A 24,155-nucleotide genomic window follows, 5' to 3' on the forward strand; every position below is an offset into this window, starting at 1 on the left:
CGCGGGGTTCTGCTTGACTGGAGTCATGACGCATCCATGCAGCGGCTTCGACCCGGCAGCCAGTTCCCTCGCCGGAGGCGTCGCCCCCGAGGTGATGGCCGAGCTGCTCTCGGTGAGGAGCTCGATCGACAACATCGACGCCACCCTCGTGTACCTCCTGGCCGAACGTTTCAAGGCGACGCAGCGGGTGGGACACCTGAAGGCCGAGCACGACCTCCCCGCCGGCGATCCGCAGCGTGAGGCGGCCCAGATCGCCCGCCTCCGCATGCTCGCCGAGGAGGCGCAGCTCGATCCGGCGTTCGCCGAGAAGTTCCTGAACTTCATCATCTCGGAGGTGATCCGCCACCACCAGGCGATCTCCGAGAACCGCAGGCCGGCCGCCGATCCTGCCGATCCGACACCCGGGGCGCCTGCCGGTCAGGCGCCGGAAGCGCCCGCCGGGCCCGGGGCACAGGGCCCCCGTGCCTGACGCGACGCGGGACTCCGCGGTCGGGGCAACGGCGCCGGGGACCTGGCCGGGGACGGATCCGCACGAGGCGAACCGTGCCGTGCGCGGCGAGTTCGGGGGAGCCAATCTTCCCTTCCTGCCCTCCCTGCCGGCGCGGGGGCCGGGGAGCGATGGTATCGGGCGGACGCTGGGGGTGCTCGTCGAGTTGCCCTTCGACCTCCAGCCGCACGGCTGGCGCCTCGTCCAGCGGCCAGGCAAGGACCAGCGGCGTGCCGAATCGGCCCTGTCCTCCGACCTCAACGCCCTGGGCGACATCGCCGGCGCCGAGGAGAGCCCCGCGCCGCGCATCAAGCTGCACCTCCACGGACCGCTGTCGCTGGCGGCCGGCGTCCACCTGCACGCCGGCGAGCGCGTCCTCATCGACCACGGCGCGCGGCGCGAGCTCTACGAGTCGCTCGCCGTGGGCGCCGCGGACCTCGTCCGTCGGGTGTCGGCGGTCGCGCGGGGAGCCGAGGTGCTGCTGCAGCTCGATGAGCCCGACGCCGACGACGTCCTCACGGGCCGTGTGCCCACCGCGAGCGGCTACCGGACCCTCCGCGCACTGGACCGCCGGGAGGCGACCGAGGCATGGGACCTCGTCACGGCGTCCGTCGTCGCTGCCGGCGCGGCGCGCACGGTCCTGGCGCCCGGGCACGGCGACGTGGCGGTCGACGCCGCGCGGTCCAGTGCGGCGCACGCCCTGTCCCTGGACCTGCGCAATCTCTCCGATCGCCGCTGGGAGGACCTCGCCGGTGAGATCGAGTCAGGGCGACAGCTCTGGCTGGGAATCCTCGACGCCCGGTCCGGAACACCCCAGGTCCGGGTCCTCGCGGAATCGGTGCTCGCCGCCTGGCGGCGGGTCGGACTCCCCGCGAGCGCACTCTCCTCGTTGACGGTCACCGCCCTGCCCGGCCTCGACACGATCACCCCGGCCGGGGCCACGCAGGCCCTGACCAGGCTCACGCAGACCGCCGACGCCCTGGACCAGATCCGCGCCGAGGGGTGACCCTGCGCGGGCACGGGTCAGACGCGCTCTTCCCAGCGCCGTGGCCGGACCTCGGGCGGCAGCACACCATCGAAGTCCTCGAGGACGTAGTCGAAGCTCCCCGCATAGACCAGCAGGGTCCCCAGCTGGCGGTGGACGACCCGCGTGCTGATCCTGAACCGGCCGGCGTCGTCGTCCCACCACTGCTCCACATAGGCGAGCGCGCCGAGGGCGTCGGGCAGCGGCAGCCGGAGGCCGGCGAAAAGACGCGTCTGCGAGGACACCATGCGGATGCGGCCGTCGTCGGTGGCGGTGCAGGTCAGGAGGGTGGCCATGCGCCGGTGGCGGCCCACGTAGTCGGTCAGCACGCCGTCGCGCAGGGACGTGGTGTCCTCGAAGACGCGCAGGGCGGTCCCGAAGTCCAGTTCCCGGCGCGCCGTGAGGGCCGGCCGCCCGAACGGGTCGACGTGCGGGTAGTTGCGGATGGTGAACGGGACGTTGCTGTCGTACTCGGGGAAGAACGCATTCTCGAGGGCGGTGAGGCGGAAGGCCGGGCGGGCGAACCAGGCGGGACACCCGGCGACGTCGAACATCCCGCGGCCGTGGCCCGAGAGCCCGCTCTCCGCGTGCAGGCCGAAGTAGTCGCGCAGCTCCGGCTGGAGGCGGCCGAACTCGCTGCCCATCGCCTGCTGGTAGATCGAGGTCATGTCAGCCCGCTTCCGTCGTCCGGACCCCAGTCAACCACGGCGGCGGTGCGGCCCCCACCTCGTATGCTCGGTCCATGGGTGACAGACGGAGTGCGATCGGCTGGGACGCTGCGCGCGCGGCGAACCGGGTTAACTGGGAGGACCGGGTGCCGCTGCACGAGACGGCGTACGCGATCCGGGACCTCGACGATCCGGAGCACCTGAGCAGCGTGGTCCGGACGGACCTCGGCGTCCTGGCGCCCTTCCTCCCGGACGGCTCGGTGGCCGGACTGGACGTCTGCCACCTCCAGTGCCATATCGGCACCGACACCGTGTCCCTCGCGCGCGCCGGCGCCCGCGTCACCGGCGTGGACTTCTCCCCGGCGGCCCTGCGGTCGGCGGCCGGGCTCGCCCGGCGCCTCGGCCTCGACGCGACGTGGGTGGAGACCGACGTCCTCGACGCCCGGGCGGCCGTGAGCGGGGACTTCGACCTCGTGTACACGAGCATCGGGACGATCACGTGGCTGCCCGACCTGGACCGTTGGGCCCGGCAGGTCGCCGGGCTCCTCCGGGCCGGGGGGACGTTCTACATCCGGGACGGTCATCCCGTGCTCTACGCCCTGGACGAGACGGCCGACGGCCTGCAGCTCAGGTACCCGTACTTCAGCACCGGTCAGGCGCAGGTGTGGGACGAGGACTCCACATACGCGGGCGACGGCACGGTTGCGCACGCCCGGACGTACGAGTGGCCGCATCCGCTCTCCGCCATCGTCACCGCGCTCCTCGGTGCGGGCCTGCAGCTCCTCCGCCTCGAGGAGGGGAAGACCCTCCCGTGGAGGTTCTCGCCCCGCATGGTCGAGGTCCCGGACGGCTTCGCCTGGCCCGAGGCAGAGCAGGATCTCGTGCCCTGCACCTACACGATCATCGCCCGGAAGCCCTGAGCGCCCCGGCGGACCGGTCCGGGCGGGACGCCGTCGTACGTCAGAGGCGCCCGGTGGCCTTGAGCCTGATGTAGGTGTCGGCGAGGAGTGGCGGCAGGTCCGCGGGTGCCGCGTCCACGACCTCCGCCCCGAGCAGCCGGATCTGCTGCGCCACGGCGCCGCGGTCCAGGAGTGAGCGTTCCGCGGCGGCCGCCCGGAACGTCGCCGTCGCCGTCGAGCGGTCCGCGCCCATCTCGTCGAGCCGCGGGTCGCGTACCGACGCGACCACGACCACGTGGCGTTCGGTCAGGCCGGGCAGGGCGGGCAGGAGGCCCTCCTCCACGGCCCCGGCATCGAGCGAGGTGAGCAGGACCACGAGGGATCGGTGGGGGGACACGGCGCGCACCTGGGCCGGGAGGCGGGTCCAGTCGGCCTCGATCAGTTCCGCGTCGAGCGGGGCCATCGCCGTCACGAGCGAGGCCAGCAGGTTCCCCTTGGCGGTCGAATCGACCCGGGCGCGGAGCCTGCGGTCGTAGGCGAGGAAGTGCACCTTGTCGCCGCCGCGCTCGGCCAGCACCGACAGCAGCAGCGCGGCTTCGATCCCGGTGTCCAGCCGGGGCTCGTCGAGGACCCTCGCCGCGGAGGTGCGGGAGGTGTCCAGCACGACGACTACACGCCGGTCCCGTTCCGGGCGCCACGTCCTCACGACGGTGTCGCGGCGGCGCGCGGTGGCGCGCCAGTCGATCGAGCGGACGTCGTCGCCCCGGACGTAGTCCCGCAGGGAGTCGAACTCGGTGCCTGCACCCCGGATCTGGACGGCGGCCTGGCCGTCGAGTTCGCGCAGGCGGCGCAGCTTCGACGGGAGGTGCCGTTTGGAGTTGAAGGGTGGCAGCACCCGCAGGTCGCCCGGCGCCGGCACGGTGACCTGCCGCGCCGCCAGCCCGAGGGGGCCGGCGCTCCGCACCGTGACCGTCTCCACGCGGAGGACCCCGCGGCGCGTGGGCCGGAGGAGGAGCGTCAGGCGCCGCGCCTCGCCGGAGGGCACGACGACGGACTGCTCCGGGTCCGCGGCTCCCGCGGAGGGCTGCCACGCCTCGCGCACCGTCGCGCGCAGGGTGCGCGGGGTGTCGTTGCGCAGGACCACGATGCTGGTGCCCGACTCGCCGAGCCGCACACTGTCCGGGAGGGTCCGGCGGATCCCGACGCGTCGGGGAGACGCGGCCAGCGCGAGGTCGACACCCAGAACCGCGGCCAGGAGCAGGGCCCACAGCAGGATCGCCGTCGCGCCCGGGTACACGAGAACGGGCACGACGCCGAGCAGTGCCAGCAGGACCAGGCGGCCGGTGATGACCATGGGAGAGCTCCTCTCGGACCCCGGGGGCTGCGGCGCACCCGGGGCGGGCGGGGTGGTGGGCCTACCGCGGGACGGGGACGGAGCCGAGGATGCTGCCGAGCACGTCGTCCACGCCGACACCGTCCATCTGCGCCTCCGGCCGCAGGGCGACCCGGTGCCGGAGGGCCGGCAGGGTGAGGGCCTTGACGTCGTCGGGCGTCACGAAGGAGCGGCCCGAGAGCCAGGCCCAGGCGCGCGAGGTGTTCAGCAGCGCGGTGGCGCCGCGCGGCGAGACGCCGAGCTGGAAGGAGGGGGAGGAGCGTGTGGCGCGGACCAGGTCCACGATGTAGGCGAGGACCTCGGGCGCGATCGCGACGCGGGACACCGCCGCCCGGGCCCGGTCGATGTCTGCCGCGCCCGCGACGGCCCGTACACCGGCCGCGCCGAGGTTGCGGGGGTCGAATCCGACGCTGTGCCGACGGATCACCTCGATCTCGTCCTCGCGCCCGGGCAGCGGGAGGGTGAGCTTCAGCAGGAAGCGGTCGAGCTGGGCCTCGGGCAGGGGATAGGTGCCCTCGTACTCCACGGGGTTCTGCGTGGCGGCGACGACGAACGGCGTCGGCAGGCGCCGCGACACGCCGTCGACGGAGACCTGCCGCTCCTCCATCGCCTCGAGCAGCGACGCCTGGGTCTTGGGCGGGGTGCGGTTGATCTCGTCGGCGAGCAGGATGTTCGTGAACACGGGGCCCTCGCGGAAGGTGAACTCCGAGGTCTTCGACTCGTAGATGAGCGAGCCCGTGATGTCACCCGGCATGAGGTCCGGGGTGAACTGGACGCGCTTCGTGTCGAGGTCCAGGGCGGTGGCGAGCGTGCGGACGAGCAGGGTCTTGGCGACGCCGGGCACGCCCTCCAGCAGCACGTGCCCGTCGGCGAGCAGCCCGATGAGGAGGCCCGTGACGGCCGCATCCTGGCCCACGATCGACTTGCCCACCTCGGCGCGCACCCGCAGGAGGGCCGCCCGCGCCGAGGCACCGTCGACGGCGGCCCGGTCGTCCTGGTCGTCCGCCGGCGCGCCCCGGTCCTCGACGCGGGTCGCCGGGTGTGCGCCTCCGGATGCTGCGTCCGGTTCTGCGGGTCCGGCCGGCTCATCCTGCCAGCGTCGGGTCTGGTTCATGACGGCGTGATCTCCTTCTCGAGGTCGAGGACTTCCTGTGCCCAGAGCACAAGCTGGTGGTTGGTGGTGGGGACGAACAGCAGGCGCTGCTCGAGTTCCGTCCGCGACCGGCCGCTGTGGCGGGCGGCTGCGTCGATGACGTCCGCGGCGGACGCCGTCCGGTCCACGCGGAGCCGCCGGGCCATGCGCGTGAGGCTCGCTGCGCGCAGGATGGCTGCCGCGTGGCCCACGGCCCGGGAGTCCTGGTAGAGGCGGGCGCGGCCCTCCGCGGTCTCTGCGGCGCGGACGACGACGGGCAGCGGCTCGGTGGCCAGCGGACCCATCCGCCGTCCCCGCCACAGCATGGCGAGGACAGCGCAGGCGAGGAGCCAGACGAGCAGGGGATCCACCCAGGGCGGGAGGAGCGTCCTCGGGTCGATGCCCTCCCCGGTGGAGACCACGTCCGCGCCGGTCGGTTCGTACCAGACCAGCGTGGGCGAGGACCCGAGAGCCCGGAGTGCGAGGGCCGCGTTGCCCTCGTCCGGAACGGCATCGTTGGACAGGATCGCGGGGGCACCGAGGACGGCGACCGATCCGTCGTCGTTCGTGGTGTACAGGCCGCCCGTGGCGTTCCCCGTCGCGTCCTCGATCTCGACCGGGAAGCACTCGACGGCGCCGGAGTAGGCGACCCCCGTCGCGGTGAGCGAGCCTGCCGCGGTGGCGTCCGTGTCCGGGCACTCGGCGGGCACGGCCGGGGCGTCACCGGACAGGTCGAGGGGCACGGCGCCGACCTGCGCGACGTCACCGTCGAGGGCGGCCAGCTGGCGCTCTCCCGGCGCGGCGAGGACGGCGCGGTCCGCGAGGACCGTCAGGTCTCCCACCTGGCCGGCGCTGAGGTACTGCTGCGCGTCGTTGAGGAACAGTGTCGCGGGCCCCTCCTCGAGGGCGGAGACCGCCTCGTCGTAGGAGTCGGCACGAACGACGTCGATCCCCTCCGCGGCGAGGACCTCCGCGACCGCGCGTGCACCGCCGGGCGCTGCACTGGCCGGGGACAGCGGACCGGTGTCCTCGTCCTGGCCGGCGACGAGGTTGACCAGGAGGATCAGGGCCAGGACGAGCGCCCCCAGGATCAGGGGACGGGCGCGCCTCAGCCCGGTGCGGGCGGTCGTCAGCGCGCTCCCGCCGTCGCCCATGACCTCGCCGCCCGCCGCGAGTCCGGTCGGGACGGGTCCCCGGGGATCGGGCACGCCCGCACCGTACGGGCTGCCGTCGGCGCGGTCCGGGGCGGGAGTCCGCGGCCCGCGCGTCACCGGGGCGCCACCGGCGTCGCCGTGTCCGCGGGGGTGACGGGGCGTTCCGCGACGAGGCGCGCGTCGATCCCGGCCGCGCGCCGGTAGTCGCCCCCGGATGCGGTGCCGTTGCCGTAGTGCGTCTCGTTGAAGACCTCGGCGAGCCAGGCGACGTCGAGGGACAGCGTCGGGAACACGGCGCCGAGTTGGGCGGCGGCTTCCGTGGCCGTCCGGCCGGGCTGGTCGGCGACCACGAGGCGTTCCTCCGCCGACCGGATGACGGCCCGCAGCGTCTCGGCGACGGCCCCGTTCCAGTCCCCGCCGGCGGCGAGAGCGGCGGCCCGGCTGCGATGGTGATCGGCGGAGTGCGTCAGGGCGTCGTCGAACACGGCCGACTCCCGGTTCCTTCCGCGCGCGTTGAGCCGTGGCCTGATGAGCACCACGGCCACGATGATGAGCAGCGCCGCACCGAGGGCCAGCACGAGGGTGCCGGGCCCCGGCGCCAGCCCGCCCACCCCGTCGAGGAGGCGGCCGAGGCTGCGGAGGACCTCCGTGAGGATGCGCTCGAGGAGGCCCGGCTGCGCCTCGACGTACGCGCGTCCCGCCAGTTCCTCCTCGAGCAGGCGCCGTGCCTCCTCCGCGTCGGGGGCGAGGAGGAAGCGGACGCCGCCGCTCATGGGCATCCCTCGGAGCGGCGGCCGGGGCCGTCCGGCATCAGGCCGGTCCGCCCGGCTGGTGGCCGAACGAGGTGGTGCCGCCGGGAAGGACGTCCGTCCGGCCGGTACCGGCCTGCTCGTGCTCGCGCATGAGTGCGACGTCGAAGCCTTCCCTGCGGATGCGGAGGTCGACGTACAGCAGGGCGGTCACCCCCGCCTGGAAGGCGTAGCCCACAGCGGTGAAGAGGGCCGTGATGGCCTGGGACGCGGCGAGCACCGGGAGCGAATCCAGCGCATCGGGTGCGGCGGACGCGCTGGTGCTGAAGCCGAAGAGGAGTGTCACCGCGAAGGAGAGCGGCGCCGAGATGACGGAGGTGATGATCGAGACGATGATGCTCGTCAGGAGCACGATGCCGAAGGTCCGCCACCAGTTGCCCCGGGTCAGCTGCCAGGAGCGCGTGATGGCGGTCAAGGGTCCCACGCCTTCGAGCATGAGTGCGGCGGGGGCGACGACGAGCTTGGTGCTCACCCACACCATGACCACGAGCGCGACGAGCACGAGGGGGATGATGACGAGGGCCGAGTACTCCTCGAGCCCGAGGATCGCGAGGGCCGAGATGCCCACGAGGAGGGCGAGTCCGACGAGCCCCGCGGAGAAGGCGAGCAGGCCGAAGCCGAGCAACGGGAGGATACGCGCTCGGGCGAGCCTCCAGGCCTGGCCGAAGGTGGTCTTCTGGTTGATGACCGCGCGGGCGATCGGGATCACGAGGATTCCCTGCAGTACGAGCAGTGAGACTCCGGACACGACTCCGGCGATGGACGCGAAGGTCCCGAGGCCGGCGACGGCGGTGATCAGGCTGTCCGGGGTGGGGTTCGCCGACTCGAGGCCTTCGAGGGAGGACATGAGGTTGCCGAGCAGGAGCACGGTCACGAGCGCGACAACGGCCTGCAGGAGGATGGCGATGCCGAACGTGGCCAGGGGGTTCCTGCGGCACGCCTGGAACGCGCCGTCGAGGATCTCTCCCAGACCGAGGGGGCGCAACGGGATGACACCCGGCTTCGGCGGAGCCTGGTAACCGGCGCGCCGATCGAACCCGGGGCCACCGAGCCCACCCGGGCGCGCCGGGCCGGCAGGTTGTGCCGGGCCGGTAGCTTGCTGCCACGGGTTGGCGGGGACGGGAGGACCGGTCTGCTGCGTTCCCCAGGAGGGGGCGGGAGGGTGCTGCCGTCCGGGGGACTGCCATGGAGAGTCCACGGGAGTCCGAGCCTGCCACGGAGCCGGAGCCGGCGCCGGCCACGGGGCCGGAGCCTGCGGCGCGCGGTTCGGGTCCTGGGGCTGATCGGGCGTCCGGCCGGGTGGTGTGCCGTCGCCGGCCCTGCGGCCGTCCGGCTCGCCCTCCACCTGATCGTTCATGGCGTCCCCTCGCTCGATGCTCGCCGGGGCATGGCGTCAGCGGCCCCCTCCTGAATCATAGTGAGGCGGACGCCCGTTCGAGGCAGCCGCGCACGATCAATTCCGACGCGACCTCCCGTACCCCGCGGCGGATGGGACATTGCGGAGTCGATACGACAGTATTGGAGCATGAAGGCACGCATACTGGTCATCGACGACGACGAGGCCCTGTCCGAAATGATCGGCATCGTCCTGCGCAACGACGGCTTCGACCCGGTGTTCTGCGCCGACGGGGCGGCCGCTCTCGGCGTCTTCCGCTCGTCGCACCCCGATCTGGTGCTGCTGGACCTGATGCTCCCGGGCATGGACGGGATCGAGGTGTGCCGCCAGATCCGGGCGGAGTCCGACCTCCCCATCGTCATGCTGACCGCGAAGGCGGACACCTCCGACGTCGTGCGCGGTCTCGAATCGGGGGCCGACGACTACGTGCCCAAGCCCTTCAAGCCGGCCGAACTGGTGGCGCGCGTCCGAGCGCGCCTGCGGCCCGCCGAATCCAAGGCGCCGGAGACGCTGCGGATCGGCGACGTGACGATCGACGTCGCCGGGCACGAGGTGGCACGCGCGGGGAAACGGGTATCGCTGACGCCGCTGGAATTCGACCTGCTGGTGGCGCTCGCCCGCAAGCCGTGGCAGGTCTTCACGCGCGAACTCCTCCTCGAGCAGGTGTGGGGGTACCGGCATGCGGCCGACACGCGTCTCGTCAACGTCCATGTGCAGCGGCTTCGCTCCAAGATCGAACGCGATCCCGAGGCACCCGAGATCGTCCTGACGGTGCGTGGTGTCGGATACAAGGCCGGACAGGGCTGATCGGGGGAGTGCGGACAGCCCTTCCTCCGGCTCCCACGCTCCTCCCTCCGACGCCCGGCCCCGCGGCTCCACTCCGGGCCGCACCGTCGGCGTGGCCCGCCACGTGACGCCGGCACCGGCTGCACCGCCCCCACCCGTCGATCGGGCCGATCTCCCCGATCTTTTCCCCGCCGCGGCGGGGAAGCGGGACGCCGGCGTGTCCGCCCCGACGTCCGCCGCCGGGGACACCCCCGCGGACACCTCCGGGGAAACTCCCGGGGACACCTCCGGGAACACCCCGTCCGGGGGCGGGCGGTCCGTGGAGCCCGGTCCCGTCGCCGCGCGATGGCACGCCGTGTCGGGGCGTGCCCGCCCGCTGCTGCAGTCGGTGGCGCAGCACTGGCGCCGTTCCCTCCAGTTCAGGACCGTCGTCGCCACGATGCTGCTGACCTCGGTCTCCTTCGTCGCCGTCGGTGGATTCCTGTCGAACCAGATCGCCGGTGCCCTCTACGACCAGCGCTTCGACCAGTTCAGCGCCGAGGCCACCGAGGAGCTGACCCGGACGAAGGCGGTCTTCAGGGAATCCTCCGCGACCGACAGCGACACCACCAGCCGCCTCGTCCTCGATTCCGTGCAGGCCCTCGTCAGCCTGGACACCGACGCGCCGCGCCACGCGATCCTGGTGCCGATCTCGGGGGACGTCCTCATCCCGACGACGGTGAGCCAGGAGGGCGTGACGGCCAGCATGCTCCCCCAGGACCTGCAGGACGCCATCGTCGACGGCCCGGACATCCACTGGGCCCCCATGAAGATCCCCGTCACGGAGAGCGGCGAAACCAACGCGCCCGGCATCGCGTTCGGGACGCAGGTGCAGCTCCCGCCGGACCAGGCCTCGTATGCGCTGTACGTCTACTACGACCTGTCGGCGATGCAGTCCACCCTCAACGACATCCACCGGGTGCTGTGGCTGGCCGGGGTCGTCCTGCTGCTCATCGTCGGTGCGATCGCCTGGTACGTGACGCGGAGCGTCGTGCGGCCGGTGAGCCATGCGGCGTCCGTGTCCGAGAAGCTCGCTGCAGGGCAGCTGCAGGAGCGCATGGAGGTGAGCGGGGAGGACGAGGTGGCCAGGCTCGGCGTCTCCTTCAACCACATGGCCGCGAGCCTGCAGAACCAGATCACCCAGCTCGCCCAGTTGTCGCAGATGCAGCAGCGCTTCGTCTCGGATGTCTCCCACGAACTGCGGACCCCGCTCACCACCGTCCGGATGGCCGCGGAGGTCCTGCACGACGCGCGCGCCGAGTTCAACCCGATCAACAAGCGGTCCGCCGAGATCCTGTTCGATCAGGTGGAGCGGTTCCAGGACCTGCTCGCGGACCTGCTCGAGATCTCCCGGTTCGACGCCGGAGCCGCCGTCCTCGAGGCCGAATCGGTCGACCTCGTCCAGCTCGTCCAGCACGCGATCGAGGGCGCGCGGCCCCTCGCGGACCGGCTCGGCTCCGAGCTGGGCATCGTGTCGGTGGAGACGCGGTTCATCGTGGACGCCGACGCGCGCCGGATCGACCGCATCCTGCGCAACCTGATCGTCAATGCCCTCGAACACGGCGAGGCGAAGCCCGTCGAGGTCCACATCGCGAGCAGTCCCGAGGCGGTCGCCGTGGCGGTCCGGGATCATGGCATCGGGATGACGACGGTGCAGGCCTCGCGGGTGTTCGACCGTTTCTGGCGCGCCGACCCCGCCCGGGCGCGGACCACCGGGGGCAGCGGGCTCGGGCTCTCGATCGCCATGGAGGACGCCCGGCTGCACAACGCCTGGCTCGAGGCCTGGGGCATGCCGGGGGAGGGAGCCTGCTTCCGCCTCACGCTGCCCCGGACCCAGGGGACGGAACTGACGTCGTCGCCCCTTGCCCTGCCGCCGCCCGTCGGCGGACCCGGGCCGCACCGGGCCGACCCGCAGCCGCGGGCCGAACGACCACATGAAGTGAGCGAGGGAGAATAGTGGCAGATCAGGCCATGGCCGTCCGGCGGGGGCAGCGCGTCCGCGACGATCCCCGCGCCCGCACGGGTACCTGGGGCGCCCGCCTCGCCGTGCTGCTCGTCGCCTGTCTCCTCGTGCTCACCGGGTGCTCGGCGATTCCGACCACGGGCCCCGTGGGAGTCATCGAGGCGACCGACGGGGACCCGGACGTCGTCGCTCCGGTGTTCGACCCCGAGGGGCCCGCGCCCGGCGCGACACCCGAGCAGATCCTTCGCGACTTCATCACGGCCGGGACGGGCGCGGGCGACGGCTACAGCGTGGCACGCCAGTTCCTGACGCCGGACCTGCGCGCCACCTGGCAGCCCGAGGAGCGGATCGTCCTGTTCCGGTCCAATCCGCGCGTCGAGAAGCGCGGGAACGAGGGCGTCTACCAGATCCAGCTCGAGACCGCGGGGACCGTGGACGCCCGGGGGGTGCGGACCAACACCGTCGTCCCCGCGACGGAAACCCTGGGCGTGCGGATGGTCCAGTTCGACGGCGAGTGGCGGATCGACGAGATCCCGGACGGCATCATGCTCGCCCAGAGCAGCGCCCGTGACCTGCTGATCTCGCACAGCCTGTACTTCTACAGCAGCAACTACCGGTTCTGGGTGCCCGACGCCCGCTGGTTCGTCCGGCGCACCGGGGTGACGGCGCGGATCGTCGGGGCGATGCTCGCCGGGCCCGCGCCCTACCTGCAGGGGTCAGTCACGAGTGCCTTCCCCGAGGGCGTCACGCTCGCCCGCGATTCCGTTCCGATCACCTCCGGCAAGGCGTCGGTCGAACTCTCACCGGAGGTCCTGGAGAACGCCACCAACCTCAGGCTCCAGCAGATGAACCAGCAGCTCCAGGTGAATCTGGTGGGCCTCAACGATGTCACGTCGGTGGAGATGGCCAGCGACCAGCCCATCCAGCTCGGACCGCCGGACCCGGACCTGATCGTCCCCGATCTGACCCCCGATGTCGGCGGCGAGCAGGTGGCGATCGCGCAGGGCGAACTCGTCCGCGTCCGCAACGGTGCCGTCACCGAGATCGAGGGGCTGGACCCCGTGCGGGCGCTCGCACCGCGCGATCCCGCCACGTCCATCTCGGGCAGCGCCTACTCCTTCCTCGACGCCGACCGGGAGGCCCTGTACGTCACGGCACCGGGCAGCGAGGCACGCGTCGTCCTGCGGGGCAGCGCCCTCACGAAACCGTCGTTCGATCCCGACAACTGGCTGTGGACCACACGTTCGGCCGGGGGACAGCGCGAGGTGCTGGCCGTCCCGCCGGGAGGGACGGAGGCCAACGCCGCCGTCCTCGCGGCCGGGTGGCTGGGGGACAGGAGCGTCAAGGAGCTGCTCGTGGCCCGCGACGGATCGCGCGCGCTGATCGTCACCGAGCGCGACGGCAAGGACGAAGTCCTGCTGACGGGCATCACCCGGTCGACGGAAGGCGTTCCCCAGTCACTCACCACACCCCTGACGCTGCCGACGGACGGGGCCATCGACACGGCCACGTGGGCCGGCCAGAGCGTGATCGTGGCCTCGTCCGTCGGGCCCGGTGAGGCGACCCCGGTGATCCTGCACCTCGACGGCGACCGTGAGTCCATGGCCGCGCTCGCCGGCGTCCTGGGCCTCAGCGCGGGATCCGACGCGGAGGACACCCTGTACGCCGAGGCCGCCGGCACCCTGTACCGGCGCATCGGCGGCAGCTGGGTGGACGAGCAGGTCGAGGTGATGGACCCGTCGTTCCCCGGGTAGGCGGATATCCACATGGCGGCCGTCGGGCGTCGGGGCGGCGGCGCCTGATGATGGTCTGGAGGAATGCACGTCACCGACCCCTGGTCCATGCTGGACCGGATCGTCTTCGCACCGCCCTACCGGCGTGCCGCGCGGGCGGCCACCGCTTTCGCGGCGCTCGTCCTGCCGTCGTCCTGCGTGGTCTGCGGGCAGTGGGACACGTCCCTCTGCCCGGGGTGCGGCGCGGTCTTCCGGCGTGCGACGTCGCGGCCGTTCCGCGCTGAGTCGGGAGCGGAATTCCTGCCCGACGTCGCTCTGGGCCCGGCCGGGGTACCGGAACCCGACGATGGTGCGTTCGACGACGGAGCGGCCTACGGCCCGCTTCCCGTGATCGCCGCCGGGCGCTACCGGCACGCCGTGTCGGCCGTCCTGCTGGCCTACAAGAATCACGGGCACGTCGACCTCGCGGCCCCCGTGGCGGCGGCGCTGGCCGGAGCACTGCACGAGGCCGTGGCGCAGCTGCGGGCGGGCGGGGCGGGGTACGGTGCGGCACGCCCGGTCCTGCTCGTCCCCGTGCCGGGCCGCGCCTCGTCGCGGCGGCGGCGCGGCTACGACCCGCTCAGGCTGCTGCTGTCCCGCCTGGACCGGAACGGCGGCCTCCCGGCCGGGGCGATGATCGCCGCGGGGGCGCGCCACGTGGGCCCGGTCGCGCGCCTGGCCGATACCCCCCGCGGAGGACCCGGAGCGACCCTCCGGGCCGCTGCCGCCGCGCTGTCCGGGACGCGCGGCGGGCAGAAGGCCCTGGACCGTACCCGGCGCCGCACGAATGTCCTGTACTCGATGCGCGGCGTCAGGGATGCGCGGGCGCTGCTCGCGGGCCGCGACTGCATCGTCGTCGATGACGTCCTCACCACCGGGGCGACAATCGGTGAGCTGCACCGCGTCCTGCGCGGGTGTGGTGCCCGGGTGCTGGGCGCCGTCGTCGTCGCGGCGACGGCCCCGCCTGCCCGGACCGGGCCGGGCAGATAACGGGATCGGCCACCCTACACAGCACTCGCGGGGCGGAGTACCGGAAAGTTCGGAGCGGCGAGGGATGAATAACGGAGGGGGGTGAACTACCGTGAAGTACGGGTACAACACAGTGACGATACGTACCCGTCGGTGGCGGCTCTGGGGAAACGCCTCGGCCGCCGTCGTATCACCTAGTGATGTGGAGGGCACCATGGAATTCGTGATCAATGGTCGGAACCTTGCGGTATCGGACCGTTTCCGTGAGTACGCGACGGAGAAGATCGACAAGATAGAGCAACTCGGCGACAAGGTGCAGCGCGTCGATGCGAAAATCACCAAGGAGCCCAGTGCCCGCATGGCGGAGACCTCCCTCACGGTCGAGCTGACGGTGATCTGCAGGGGGCCGGTGGTCCGGGCCGAGGCATCGGCAGCCGACAAGTTCGCCGCGTTCGACCTCGCCTACGGGAAACTCCTCGAGCGCCTGCGCCGTGCCCGGGACCGCCGCAAGGTCCACCACGGCCGCCACACCCCGGTGGCCGTCCGCGTCGCCACGGCCGATCTCGAACCGGCCGATCCTGCGAAGCCCCTCTACCTCGAGGCGATGGCGAACACGTCCGCCGAGCAGGAACCCCCCGCGCAGCCGGACGACGCCGACGCCTACGCCCTGCCCGAGGACGTTCCCGCGGGCGACTCGCCGGTGCTGATCCGCCGCAAGGTCTTCTCCGGCGTCCCCATGAGCCTGGACGACGCCGTCGACAGCATGGAACTCGTCGGCCACGACTTCTACCTCTTCGTCGACTCCGCCACCGGAGCCCCCTCGGTGGTGTACCGGCGCCAGGCCTGGACCTACGGAGTCATCACCCTCGACTCCAACGGAGCGGAAGGAACCGAGGAGCTCCTGGCCTACCGCGCCCAGGAGGCGGCCTCCGCCTAGCCGCCACCGGCACGGCCGGCCCCCGCCGGCCGTGTTTCTCCATCGACGTTCACGGACCTGCCTCCGCGCCCCGCGTGGAGGCAGTTCCGTGCAGGAGCCCATGCCGAATCTCACCCTCGCCCAGGCACGGCGGATCGCTCTCGCCGCCCAGGGCCTGCATCGTCCCCGCCTCGACGGGCCGCCGTCCACCCGCGCCGTCGCGAGCGCCGCGCGGCGCCTGCAGGTCATCCAGATCGATTCGGTGAACGTCCTCACCCGGTCCCACTACCTGCCCCTGTTCTCGCGCCTGGGAGCGTACGACCGTGCGCGGTTCGATGCGCTCCACTCCCGGTCCCCGCGCAGGCTCATGGAGTACTGGGCGCACGAGGCGAGCCTCGTGCCTCCCGAGCTCTTCCCGCACCTGCGCGCATGGCAGCGCCGGACCTGGATGGGAGCGGGCAGCGTACCGGCGGCCCTGCGCGAATCCCTCGAAGCCGCGGTCCTCGACCTCCTCGGTGAGGGCACGCCACTCAGTGCCTCGAACGTCCAGCGGCTGCTCGGTGGGGACGCCGTGCGCCCCGCCGACGGGTGGGGGTGGCGGTGGACCGCCACGAAGCGCGTCCTCGAGGATCTCTTCGCCCGCGGCGAGATCGGCTCCGCAGGGCGGACGGACCAGTTCGAACGCCTGTACGCCCCCATCGCGCGCGTGCTGCCCGACCCCGACCTCGCCGCCGCCGTCCCGGACAGGACACGGTCCCTCTCGGTGCTGGCCGAACGGGCAGCGGGAGCGCTCGGCGTCGCGTCCGCGCGTTCCGTCGCCGACTACTTCCGCACCCCCGTCCGCGAGACGCGGTCCGTCCTCGACGCCCTGGTGGGCGCCGGGGCGCTGGAGGCCGTGACCGTCGACGCCGGGGTGGAGCCGTGGTACCTGCACCCCGCGGCGGCCCGCCCGCGCCAGGCACAGGGGAGGGCGCTCCTCAGCCCCTTCGACTCGCTGGTCTTCGAGCGGGACCGGCTCCACCGGCTCTTCGACTTCCACTACCGCATCGGGATCTACACTCCCGCCGAACGGCGCACACACGGGTACTACGTGCTGCCCTTCCTGCTGCGCGACTCCTTCGCCGCGCGGGTGGACCTCAAGGCGGACCGCGCAACAGCGCGGCTGCTGGTCCGCACCGCCCACGCGCAGCCCGGCGCTCCTGCCGACACGGCGGCCGAGCTCGCCGACGAATTGCGCCTGCTGGCGCAATGGCTGGGGCTCGACGACGTCGTCGTCGAGGACCGTGGCAACCTTGCAGACGCGCTCTCTTCGCAGATCGGCACGCTACTGTGAGCGGATACGCAGTTCCGCGTCGCCCCGGCGTGCCGTGAGGGAACTGGAACCCGGGGGCCGAACGTCCCTCCCGTACACTAGAGACGCCATCTTTGGGCAGCATCAGATTGGGAGCAAATACCAGTGCCATCACTTCTTGAACGAGTTCTACGCACCGGCGATAAGAAGACACTGAAGCGACTCCGGAACTACGCTGACGCGATCAATGTGCTGGAGGACGAATTCCGCGAGATGTCCGACGCAGAGCTGCGCGGGGAGACCGAGCGGCTGAAGAAGCGCCTCGCCGACGGCGCCACCCTGGACGATCTCCTCCCCGAGGCCTTCGCCGCGGTCCGCGAGGCGTCGAGCCGCACGCTCGGCCTGCGCCACTTCGACGTCCAACTCATGGGCGGTGCAGCCCTCCACCTGGGCAACATCGCCGAGATGAAGACCGGCGAGGGCAAGACCCTGGTCGCGACGGCGCCCGCCTACCTCAACGCCCTCAGCGGCAAGGGCGTCCACGTGGTCACGGTCAACGACTACCTCGCCGAGTACCAGTCGGACCTGATGGGACGCGTCTTCCGGTTCCTCGGGCTGACCAGCGGATGCATCCTCTCCAAGCAGGACCCGGCGACACGCCGTGAGCAGTACGCCGCGGACATCACGTACGGCACGAACAACGAGTTCGGGTTCGACTACCTGCGCGACAACATGGCGTGGAGCGCCGCGGAGCTCGTGCAGCGGGGCCACAACTTCGCGATTGTCGACGAGGTCGATTCGATCCTCATCGACGAGGCGCGCACCCCTCTCATCATCAGCGGCCAGGCGTCGGGTGACGTGAACCGCTGGTACAACGAATTCGCGAAGGTCGTCCAGAAGCTCACCGTCGACGCCGACTACGAGGTCGACGAGAAGAAGCGCACGGTGGGCGTCCTCGAGGACGGCATCGAGAAGGTCGAGGACTACCTCGGCATCACGAACCTGTACGAGTCGGCGAACACGCCCCTCATCGGGTTCCTGAACAACGCCATCAAGGCCAAGGAACTCTTCAAGCGGGACAAGGACTACGTGGTCCTCAACGGCGAGGTCATGATCGTCGACGAGCACACGGGGCGCATCCTCGCGGGACGGCGCTACAACGAGGGCATGCACCAGGCGATCGAGGCGAAGGAGGGCGTCGAGATCAAGGCGGAGAACCAGACCCTCGCTACCGTCACCCTGCAGAACTACTTCCGCCTCTACGACAAGCTCTCGGGCATGACCGGTACCGCCGAGACCGAAGCCGCCGAGTTCATGTCGACCTACAAGCTGGGAGTGGTCCCGATCCCCACCAACAGGGAGATGGCGCGCAAGGACCTCTCCGACCTCATCTACAAGAACGAGGTCGCGAAGTTCGACGCCGTCGTCAAGGACATCGTGGAGCGCCACGAGACCGGACAGCCCGTCCTCGTCGGTACGACGAGCGTCGAGAAGAGCGAGTACCTGTCGAAGCAGCTCGCCAAGGCGGGTGTACGTCACGAGGTCCTGAACGCGAAGAACCACGCACGTGAGGCCGCAATCATCGCCCAGGCCGGCCGCAAGGGGGCCGTCACGGTCGCCACCAACATGGCCGGCCGCGGCACCGACATCATGCTCGGAGGCAACGCGGAATTCAACGCCGTCGCGGCCCTGGAGAAGATGGGGCTCGACCCCGCGGACAATCCGGAGGAGTACGAGGCCCGATGGCCCGAGGCCCTCGAGGCCGCGAAGGAAGCGGTCAAGGCCGAGCAGGACGAGGTCCGCGAGATCGGCGGGCTGTACGTGCTCGGGACGGAGCGTCACGAGTCGCGCCGCATCGACAACCAGCTGCGTGGCCGCTCGGGCCGCCAGGGGGATCCCGGTCGGTCCCGCTTCTACCTGTCCCTGACCGATGACCTCATGCGCCTGTTCAACTCGGGCGGTGCGGAGCGCATCATGAACAGTGCGACGATGCCCGACGACGTCGCCCTCGAGTCGAAGATGGTCTCGAAGGCGATCGAGAGTGCGCAGGGTCAGGTCGAGGGCCGCAACGCCGAGCAGCGCAAGAACGTCCTGAAGTACGACGACGTGCTGAACCGTCAGCGCGAGGCCATCTACGGTGACCGCCGGAGGATCCTCGAGGGCGACGACCTCAAGGAAAAGGTGCAGTTCTTCCTGGAGGACGTCGTCACGGCGATGGTCGACGAGGCGACGGAGCAGGGACACGGCGACGACTGGGACTACGAGCTGCTGTGGACGAACCTCAGGACGTTGTACCCCATCACCCTGACGGCCGACGAGGTCATCGAGGAGGCCGGCGGTACGTCCAAGATCACCCGCGACTTCCTGCACGACGAGATCCTCTCCGACGCGAAGCTCGCCTACCAGGCGCGGGAGGAGGCACTCGGGGAGCAGACCGTGCGCGAACTCGAGCGCCGCGTGGTCCTGTCGGTCATCGGGCGGAAGTGGCAGGAGCACCTCTACGAGATGGACTATCTCAAGGAGGGCATCGGACTCCGCGCGATGGCGCAGAGGGACCCCCTGGTCGAGTACCAGCGTGAGGGCTTCATCCTCTTCCAGGCGATGATGGAGTCGATCCGCGAGGAGAGCATCGGCTACCTCTTCAACCTGGAGGTGGAGGTCTCCGCGCCGGCCCGGACCGGTCTCCCCGGAGTCACCGACGGCCGCGGACTGGTCCAGGCGCCGACGATCAAGGCGGCCGGACTCGAAGCGCCCGCCAAGCCTGCCACACTCAACTTCATCGCCCCCAATGCCCAGGGCGACGCCGAGGTGCACGTGGAGCGGAGCAGGACGCAGGCCGCGCCGTCGAACGGCAGGAAGAACAAGAAGAAGTAGTCAGCCGATCTCGAGGGCGGTCACCCGCCACGCTCCGCGCCGTTGCTCTATCCGAAGAGCGACGGCGCGGACGCGTTTCCGGTCGAACGCGACCACCGCGGCTTCGTACACGCCCGGGCTGATCGGGCAGATTCGGGCGGAACGGACCACGACGCGCCGGTGTGCACTCTCGAGGCCGTCGAGCCCGGCCGGAGATGCGCCGACGCAGCGCACCAGGTTGGCGCGCAGCTGGAGCCGTTCGTAGTTCTCTGCATCGAGCCAGCGGGACATCTGCTGCAGGGGACGTGATCCGGCCAGCACCTCGAGCGCTCCCTGGCAGACGGACCGTGCAATCCTCGCGATCCTGCGCTCGACCTCCGGATCGGCACTGCCCATGGCGTGTTCGTCCCGCACCGGCCCGGGGGCTGCCGCAGGCTCGCGGGCCGCTTCCGCGGGTACCGCCGCTTCTGCCGTCGACCTGAGCGGGATCACGGCGGCCCGGGCGTCCGGCGGACGGGGCGGTGATCCGAGCAGTGGTCGGGGCGCGCCGCTGGCCTCCGCGAGCTGGGCGGCGGCGGGACGGAGCTGGGTGACGGGGTTCATGCTGGTTCCCTTCGTGGATGGGCTGGAGGACGGGTGGGGGTGCCACCGGAGGGCTACGCGGGAGGCGCCTGCAGGACCGTGCCGGGGAGCAGGAAGGACGGATCGTCCCCGATGACGGCGCGGTTGGCGTGGTACCAGAGGGGCCATGTCTCGGCGATGTCCGCCGCGCTCGCCAGGGGTCCGAGGCGGGCGGCGACGATCGACCACAGGGAATCACCCGGTGCGACGACCGCCTCCTCCGCTTCGAGGACGGTGCGGCTCTCCCCGCGCAGCAGGGGCCCACCCTCCACCGGCATGGGCTCCGGCTTCCACGCCGGTGACACGGGGCCGGCCGGGTCCGGCGCCTTGAAGCCCGGAGCCCCGGAGCCCGGAGCGGGTGCGGGCCGCTCCTCGCCCCGCCGCGGGTCGCGACCGTCGGCGTCCGCGCGAGCAGCCCGCTCCAGGAACCAGGGACCATCCACGGACGCACGGAGGTCGGCGACCCGTTCGGTGTCGCCATGCGCTGCGGTCGCCGTCAGGGCCTGCGCCGCCCCGCCCTCGCTTCCGTGGGCCGCGGCCTGCGCCACCGCGGGGACGGCGAGGAGATTGACCCCGAGGAGTGCGACGGCGAGGCGTCGCATCAGCGCAGGGGTGCATGCGGAGGCGAGGGCCGCCATCGGGGAGGGGCCGCGTCGCCGGAGCAGTTCGGCGAGCACCGCGACGAGGAACAGGAGCATCCACGTCCCGACGACGGTGAGTCCGATCCCCGACAGGGCCACGCCGAGAACGCCCTCCACGGCCGGTCGGGGTGTCTGCCGCCCACCGACGAGGAGGGCGGCACCCGCCCCTGAGGTGACGACCCCGCACCCGAGGATCAGTCCGGCCTGGATCGTGTCTGACGTCTGCATGGCATCGCTCCTCAACGAGAACATCAGTTTGATGGCGTTTGATGTAGTTTGTCCATACTCGCTTTCTCTGATTCCGAACAAGTGTCATTGACGCTCCGGTTGAGCGGTCCTAGGTTGGGAAGATGCGCTGGGATGCCCTCTTCGACGACCTCGAATCGCAGCTCCGGACGGCTGCTGTCGTCGTCCAGGAGAGTGAGATCAGGGAGCGCACGAGGGCGGAGCAGTCGCGGTTGACCCTGGTGCAGAGGCTGCTGGGCCAGGTCGGGCGGCCGCTGGGGCTGTCCACACGCGGCGGCCGGTCGCTCGAGGGAATCCTCACGAATGTAGGGTCGGAGTGGATCGCCGTCGCGGTGGAGGGGCGCTCCGTGATCGTGCCGCTGTCGTCGCTGCACCTGCTGCGGGGCCTCGGGCGCGAGGTCGGCCGGCCGCTGTCGGGTGTCGGTGCCCGACTGGGACTGGGATCGGCGCTCCGGGTCCTGTCCCGCGACCGGGCGCAGGTGATGCTGTGGACCGTGGCGCCCCCGTCCCGCCACGCAGGGCTCATCCACAGGGTCGGCACGGACTTCGTGGACCTCGGGACCGCCGGACCCGAGCGTGGGAGGCGACCGGCGCAGGGCCGGGACATCCTGACCGTCCCTCTCGCGTCCATCGACACCGTCGACTCGGCCGGAACGGCGGACTGAGGACCGCGCCCTACGACCCCGCGGGTGCGGTCAGGCCGGCGGGGCGCTCGTGGCGTCGTTCTTCACTGCTGCCGCCGTCTTCTCGTAGGCCCGGGCGATGTACTCCTCGAGGACCCGCGTCTCCACGCGCCACTGACCCCGGCCCCCCACCTGGATGGCCGGGAGTTCCCCCGATCGGACGAGGGCGTATGTCTGGGACGAACTGATGTTGAGCACCTCGCCCACGTCGGTGAGGGTGAGGAAGCGCCGCTCGGCCACGGGACCGCCTTTCCTGATCGTTGCGGGTGTACGTTCAGTCTGCCACCGCCGTCCTCCATCGCAGCAGTTCTCCACACCTCGATCCTATTTGTGGCCGACCGGTTCCCTTGGCGCCTGCCGTGCACAACAATGACGTGCGGGGAGTGGGGCCCGATCGGGACCCCGCCGGTCGAGTGGGGGACGACAGTGAGCACCGACATGCGCACCGTGCAGTTGCCGAGTGAGGCTCCGCGTCTGCGGAAACCGTCCTGGAAGGATCCGAGACTGCTGATCGGACTCCTCCTGGTCCTCGCGTCCACTGCGGGGGTGATTGCGCTCCTGGAGAGCCAGAACACCACCACGCAGGTGTACTCGGCCCGGGAGGACCTCCCCGTGGGGTCCAAGCTGACCGAGGAGGACCTGGTCGCCGTACCGGTCCGTCTCGGGGACGCGTCCGGCGCCTACCTGCCCGTCGCCGACGGCATCCCCGACGGAGCGGTCGCCACACGGCTCGTCACCCGGGGTGAGCTCGTCCCGGTCACCGCGGTCGGCCGGACCGACGGACTCGATCGCAAACCGGTCGGGCTCACCGTGGAGGACCCGCTGCCCAGCGGGACCGCGGCAGGCGACCGGGTGGATGTCTGGGTCTCTCTGCGGACCGACACCAATTCCTATGAGGAACCCCGGCTGCTCCTCGAGGCCGCCGAGGTGGCGGAACTGACCGTGGGGGAGTCCGCCCTCGGAGCGAGCTCCTCCACGCTCGTCCAGGTCCTCGTGGACGACGACGCGATGCCCGAGTTGCTGGGCGCACTGTCCAACGACGCCCGGATCGCCGTCGTCCTGAACCCGGGGGCGGGTTCGTGAGCATCCCGGTCGTCACCCTCGGCGCTGAGGCGAACGCCCATGTGCCCGGGCTGGAACAGCTGCGCGGACCCGTGACCGTCGTGCGCCGCTGCACGGACCTCACCGAGCTCGTCGCCCTCTGCCAGAGCGGACTCGCGCGTGCGGTGATCATCGCCCCCGGCGCCGCCGACCTCACCACGTCCCTCGTCGACCGCCTGCGCTTCACCGGCGCTGTCGTCGTCGCGCTCTGCGATCGGCTCCCGGCACCGGGCGGGACCGTCATCGACGGGATCGAGTACGTCGAGGTGACGGCGGAGCCGGCGGCGCTGGCGGCAGCCGTCACCGCGGCGGTGGGACGGTTCGAGGCGGAGCCTGCCCGCGTGCAGGGGTCCCTCGCCTACTCCGATCCGCTGGACCTGCCCGACGCCGTGGCGGCCCTGCCCGCCGCCGCGGCAGAAGAGCCCGGTGCAGGGCGCGTCGTTGCCGTATGGGGACCGCCCGGCGCCCCGGGGCGCACCACCCTGGCCCTCAACATGGCCGCCGAGCTCGCCGCGGCGGGCAGTTCGGTCCTGCTGGTCGATGCCGACACCTACGGGGCGAGCATCGGTGCCTCGCTCGGGTTGCTGGACGAATCGGCCGGGCTGGCGCAGGCCTGCCGCATCGCGGACCAGGGGTGGTTCGACGCCCCGGCGCTGGGTAGGATCGCGGTGAGCGTCGCGGTGAAGGGCGGCCGCCTTCGGGTCCTGACGGGCATCACCCGCCCGGACCGGTGGCCCGAGGTGCGGCCCGCGGCCCTCGGCAAGGTCCTCGAGGCCGGGCGCTCCCTCGCGGAGGTGATCGTCGTCGACTGCGGATTCTGCCTGGAGGCTGACGAGGAGCTCAGCTTCGACACTCTCGCGCCACGCCGCAACGGGGCGACCCTGCGCTGCCTGGAGGTCGCGGACACGGTCTTCGCGATCGGAGCAGCGGATACCATCGGCGTGCCGCGCCTGGTGAAGGCGCTCGCGGAACTCGGCGACGCCGTTCCGACCGTGAGACCCCGGGTGGTGTTCAACAAGGTGCGGTCCGAGGCAGTGGGCCGCGCTCCGGAGACGCAGTTGCGGGAGGCGTGGGAGCGCTTCGGGCCGTCCATCGAGATCTCCGCTCTCCTGCCTGTGGACCATCCGGCGGCCGACCGTGCGCTGCTCGCCGGAACGGCCCTGCTCGAGACCGCGCCGGGCTCGCCGCTGAGGCTCGCGATCGCTGTTCTCGCCGACGTCCCAGCGGCCGGGGAGGCGCGGCGGCGGCGGGCCGGATGGCGGCCGCGGAACGTGAAGTTTCCGGGCATCCCGGCTAGGCTTCCACGGTAAGA

Annotated in this window: 22 protein-coding genes; 13 read left to right on the forward strand and 9 right to left on the reverse strand. The window is 71.7% G+C overall.

The features are described from left to right. Positions 1-25 precede the first annotated feature (25 nt). Positions 26-469, forward strand: a complete 444-nt coding sequence (locus ACX80F_RS01640; RefSeq protein WP_459334636.1) for a chorismate mutase — start codon at positions 26-28, stop codon at positions 467-469. Continuing rightward, entirely contained in the window at positions 462-1,493 is a 1,032-nt protein-coding gene (locus ACX80F_RS01645; protein ID WP_459334637.1) for a uroporphyrinogen decarboxylase/cobalamine-independent methonine synthase family protein, read from the forward strand. The genes ACX80F_RS01640 and ACX80F_RS01645 overlap by 8 nt, the downstream gene beginning before the upstream one ends. A 17-nt stretch (positions 1,494-1,510) precedes the next feature. Here ACX80F_RS01645 and ACX80F_RS01650 read toward each other — a convergent pair whose 3' ends face one another. Next, positions 1,511-2,179, reverse strand: coding sequence for a DUF4166 domain-containing protein (locus ACX80F_RS01650; RefSeq protein WP_459334638.1), 669 nt, complete (start codon positions 2,177-2,179; stop codon positions 1,511-1,513). Between the two features lie 74 nt (positions 2,180-2,253). Here ACX80F_RS01650 and ACX80F_RS01655 point away from each other — a divergent pair, with 74 nt between their 5' ends. Continuing rightward, positions 2,254-3,099, forward strand: coding sequence for a class I SAM-dependent methyltransferase (locus ACX80F_RS01655; protein WP_459334639.1), 846 nt, complete (start codon positions 2,254-2,256; stop codon positions 3,097-3,099). 40 nt (positions 3,100-3,139) lie between these two features. On the opposite strand, the gene ACX80F_RS01660 is transcribed toward ACX80F_RS01655, so the two are convergent. From ACX80F_RS01660 to ACX80F_RS01680, 5 genes are all read right to left on the reverse strand, one after another. Then, positions 3,140-4,432: a DUF58 domain-containing protein gene (locus ACX80F_RS01660; RefSeq protein WP_459334640.1), complete on the reverse strand. Its 1,293-nt coding sequence runs from the start codon at positions 4,430-4,432 to the stop codon at positions 3,140-3,142. A gap of 61 nt (positions 4,433-4,493) precedes the next feature. Then, the gene (locus ACX80F_RS01665) at positions 4,494-5,585 is read right to left on the reverse strand and encodes an AAA family ATPase (RefSeq protein ID WP_459334641.1); all 1,092 of its coding nucleotides are present in this window, start codon (positions 5,583-5,585) and stop codon (positions 4,494-4,496) included. After that, positions 5,582-6,811, reverse strand: coding sequence for a DUF4350 domain-containing protein (locus ACX80F_RS01670; protein WP_459334642.1), 1,230 nt, complete (start codon positions 6,809-6,811; stop codon positions 5,582-5,584). Before ACX80F_RS01670 ends, ACX80F_RS01665 begins: the two co-directional genes overlap by 4 nt. A gap of 59 nt (positions 6,812-6,870) precedes the next feature. Then, entirely contained in the window at positions 6,871-7,530 is a 660-nt protein-coding gene (locus ACX80F_RS01675; RefSeq protein ID WP_459334643.1) for a DUF4129 domain-containing protein, read from the reverse strand. Positions 7,531-7,567: 37 nt separating this feature from the next. After that, a complete protein-coding gene (locus tag ACX80F_RS01680; RefSeq protein WP_459334644.1) occupies positions 7,568-8,923 on the reverse strand; it encodes a DUF7847 domain-containing protein in 1,356 nt (451 codons plus the stop codon). A 168-nt stretch (positions 8,924-9,091) separates the two neighbouring features. Between ACX80F_RS01680 and mtrA the strand changes: the two genes are divergently transcribed. From mtrA to secA, 7 genes are all read left to right on the forward strand, one after another. Continuing rightward, on the forward strand, positions 9,092-9,769 hold the full coding sequence (gene mtrA / locus ACX80F_RS01685; RefSeq protein ID WP_459334645.1) for an MtrAB system response regulator MtrA: 678 nt from the start codon (positions 9,092-9,094) through the stop codon (positions 9,767-9,769). A gap of 103 nt (positions 9,770-9,872) precedes the next feature. Beyond that, positions 9,873-11,744 (forward strand): MtrAB system histidine kinase MtrB, encoded by a 1,872-nt coding sequence (gene mtrB, locus ACX80F_RS01690; protein ID WP_459334646.1) that lies wholly within the window; start codon positions 9,873-9,875, stop codon positions 11,742-11,744. Beyond that, positions 11,744-13,504 (forward strand): LpqB family beta-propeller domain-containing protein, encoded by a 1,761-nt coding sequence (locus tag ACX80F_RS01695; protein ID WP_459334647.1) that lies wholly within the window; start codon positions 11,744-11,746, stop codon positions 13,502-13,504. Before mtrB ends, ACX80F_RS01695 begins: the two co-directional genes overlap by 1 nt. Before the next feature lie 63 nt (positions 13,505-13,567). Beyond that, positions 13,568-14,512 (forward strand): ComF family protein, encoded by a 945-nt coding sequence (locus ACX80F_RS01700; RefSeq protein WP_459334648.1) that lies wholly within the window; start codon positions 13,568-13,570, stop codon positions 14,510-14,512. Between the two features lie 193 nt (positions 14,513-14,705). Beyond that, positions 14,706-15,428, forward strand: coding sequence for a ribosome hibernation-promoting factor, HPF/YfiA family (gene hpf / locus ACX80F_RS01705; RefSeq protein WP_459334649.1), 723 nt, complete (start codon positions 14,706-14,708; stop codon positions 15,426-15,428). Between the two features lie 100 nt (positions 15,429-15,528). After that, complete coding sequence (locus ACX80F_RS01710) at positions 15,529-16,740, forward strand: winged helix-turn-helix domain-containing protein (protein ID WP_459334650.1); 1,212 nt, start codon at positions 15,529-15,531, stop codon at positions 16,738-16,740. 123 nt (positions 16,741-16,863) lie between these two features. Continuing rightward, on the forward strand, positions 16,864-19,572 hold the full coding sequence (gene secA / locus ACX80F_RS01715) for a preprotein translocase subunit SecA (RefSeq protein ID WP_459334651.1): 2,709 nt from the start codon (positions 16,864-16,866) through the stop codon (positions 19,570-19,572). On the opposite strand, the gene ACX80F_RS01720 is transcribed toward secA, so the two are convergent. Both ACX80F_RS01720 and ACX80F_RS01725 read right to left on the reverse strand, forming a co-directional pair. Further along, the gene (locus tag ACX80F_RS01720; protein WP_459334652.1) at positions 19,573-20,154 is read right to left on the reverse strand and encodes an Rv3235 family protein; all 582 of its coding nucleotides are present in this window, start codon (positions 20,152-20,154) and stop codon (positions 19,573-19,575) included. 53 nt (positions 20,155-20,207) lie between these two features. Next, entirely contained in the window at positions 20,208-21,041 is an 834-nt protein-coding gene (locus ACX80F_RS01725) for a LysM peptidoglycan-binding domain-containing protein (protein ID WP_459334653.1), read from the reverse strand. A gap of 122 nt (positions 21,042-21,163) precedes the next feature. Between ACX80F_RS01725 and ACX80F_RS01730 the strand changes: the two genes are divergently transcribed. Further along, positions 21,164-21,724 carry a hypothetical protein gene (locus tag ACX80F_RS01730; protein ID WP_459334654.1) on the forward strand — a complete coding sequence of 187 codons (561 nt, stop codon included), beginning with the start codon at positions 21,164-21,166 and terminating at the stop codon, positions 21,722-21,724. A gap of 30 nt (positions 21,725-21,754) precedes the next feature. Here the strand turns inward: ACX80F_RS01730 and ACX80F_RS01735 are convergent, their stop codons facing one another. Next, positions 21,755-21,982, reverse strand: coding sequence for a helix-turn-helix domain-containing protein (locus ACX80F_RS01735; RefSeq protein ID WP_459334655.1), 228 nt, complete (start codon positions 21,980-21,982; stop codon positions 21,755-21,757). Between the two features lie 186 nt (positions 21,983-22,168). Between ACX80F_RS01735 and ACX80F_RS01740 the strand changes: the two genes are divergently transcribed. After that, positions 22,169-22,825 carry an SAF domain-containing protein gene (locus tag ACX80F_RS01740; protein WP_459334656.1) on the forward strand — a complete coding sequence of 219 codons (657 nt, stop codon included), beginning with the start codon at positions 22,169-22,171 and terminating at the stop codon, positions 22,823-22,825. Beyond that, a complete protein-coding gene (locus ACX80F_RS01745; RefSeq protein ID WP_459334657.1) occupies positions 22,822-24,153 on the forward strand; it encodes an AAA family ATPase in 1,332 nt (443 codons plus the stop codon). Before ACX80F_RS01740 ends, ACX80F_RS01745 begins: the two co-directional genes overlap by 4 nt. Positions 24,154-24,155: the final 2 nt, after the last annotated feature.

Source organism: Arthrobacter sp. TMS2-4, from assembly GCF_054511075.1.